This is a genomic window from Pseudomonas sp. Sample_24, assembly GCF_004307605.1.
Lineage (GTDB): Bacteria > Pseudomonadota > Gammaproteobacteria > Pseudomonadales > Pseudomonadaceae > Aquipseudomonas.
Genome location: NZ_RCNW01000416.1, coordinates 1 through 2,182, shown reverse-complemented (window position 1 = coordinate 2,182; position 2,182 = coordinate 1). Strand labels below are relative to the sequence as shown.

At 61.1% G+C, this 2,182-nt stretch carries 1 protein-coding gene; it reads left to right on the top strand.

The features are described from left to right. The coding region (locus D8V06_RS24100; protein ID WP_130931946.1) for a molybdopterin cofactor-binding domain-containing protein at nucleotides 1-2,182 on the top strand (2,182 nt) is incomplete at both ends.

The window sequence follows — 2,182 nt, the reverse complement described above, 5'->3', positions numbered from 1 at the left end:
TGCCGATGTTCATCGGTCACCCGGTGGCGATCCTGATCTGGAACGATTTCGAGCGGTTCCGCAAGGCCAAGGCTCAACTCAAATTCAATGACAAAGCGATTCGTTACGGTGCCAAGGTGCCGTATTACGAAGGCGATCCCTACGGCAGCTTCCGCTATGTGCGCGTGGGCGGGCCGACCTCGGCGGACGAAGACGAATTCGCCAGCCTCAAGGATTCGATCCTGTTTCCGATGCTGAAAAACCGTCGCCCGGTGTGGAATTCCCAGCCGAATCTGCACGGCAACCTGACCGAGCGCGGCTTGTTCTACGCCGAGCGCATGAAGCAGCAGATCGACACCCCGCCGGACAACTGGCTGGTGTTCGACGAGCGCTACAAGACGCCGTCGATCGAACCGGCCGCGATGGAACCGGACAACGGCAACGGCTGGTACGACCCGGCGACCAAGACCCTGCACTTTGTCGTCGCTACCCAATGTCCGCTGGAAACCGCGACCGAGACCGCGAAGATGATCGCGCCGTCGCGTTTCGGCCTGGCCAACCTGAACATGCACCCGGGCTACACCGTTGGTTACGGCTCCAAAGACCACAACATTTTCGTCTACTACGCCGCCCTCGCAGCGTTGTACGGCGCCGGTGTACCGGTACGCCTGGCCAACGACCGCTACGAGCAATTCCAGAGCGGCATCAAGCGCCATCCGTTCGATATCCGCTATCAACTGGCCGTGGACAAGACCGATCACAGCTTCAGGATTTTCCGCGCCGAGATGAGCGTCGACGGCGGTGGACGCGTCAACTACAGCCCATCCGTGGCAGCGGTTGGCGCTACGGCGGCGCAGTCGATTTACTACATGCCGCAGAACGATTTGCAGGTCACGGCCTATCATTCGCGCGCGGTGGAAGCCGGTTCGATGCGTGGCTACGGCACCCTGCAAAGCATGGCGTCCACCGAGATGATGGTCGACGAAATCGCCGATCGCCTCGGTGTCGATGCCATTGAATTGCGGCGCAAGAATGCGCTGCGTTCGGGCATGAAAAACACCCAGGGCGCGATCCCGGCCGGTGCCTTGCGCCTGCATGAAATTCTCGACAAGGCTGCCGTTCACGACACCTGGAAAAATCGTCACGCGATCAAGCAACAACGCGAATCAGCTGACCCGGACAACTGGTACGGCGTTGGTTTCGCCATCTGCCAGAAAGACTTCGGCACCGGTTCGGAAGCGCCGATGGCCAGCATCGAATACACCGTTGACGGTCGTATCACCCTGCGCCACATCGGTATCGAAATCGGCACCGGCATGTCCACTTCCCAGGCAATGGTGGTGGCTGATTTCCTCGGCAACCCGGCACACGAAGTGAAGACTGGCGGAACCGAATGGAAGGAGTTGCAGCTGATCAGTGGCGGCAACCCCTACATCATGAGCCAGGCCGAGCAGGACAACTTCCTGCGCAACCCGCGTTGGGTCGGCAAGGTTGCTTCGGCGTCGTCGGCCACCAACTCGGCATACTACTTCAGCCACGCCACCCGTGAAGCGGCGCGTGTGCTGTTCAACCACGGCTTGTGGCCAGCGGCGCTGGAGATCTGGCGCCAAGGCCCTTACGGCGGCCAGGCCAACCCTTATGTGGTACGCCGTGAAGACGCCCATTGGGTCGACGGCAAGCTCACCGCCAACGGCATGGAACCTTTGCCTTTTGCAGTGCTGGCAAAACGTGCTCACGAGCGCGGTCTGGTCACTGGCGCGACGGTCCATGGTTTCAACCGCTGGAGCTGGGCCGAGGCCGAGTTCAGCATCGATGGCGTGCGCGAGCGTCTGCCGCTCGATGGCCTGGCGGTGAAGTACGGCGACGGTGCGCCGAAAGCAAAGAAAGCGCAGATGAACAGCGCTGGTTTCCATCTGCTGGACCGGCAGAACATCGCCTACCCGGCGACTCAGTTGAACAACGCGGCGGTGACTTACTACAGCCCGGTGGCGACGCTGGTGGAAGTGAAGGTCAACAAGGGTTCGCACGAAGTGTCGGTGCTCAACCATCACTCGTGGGTCGAGTGCGGTCGGGTACTGGTGCCGGAACTGGTCAAGGGTCAGCTCGAAGGCGGCATCGCCATGGGCATCGGCCATGCGCTGATGGAAGAAATGCCGCTGTACGAAGGCGGGCCGGGGGAGGGTGACTGGAACTTCAACCGTTA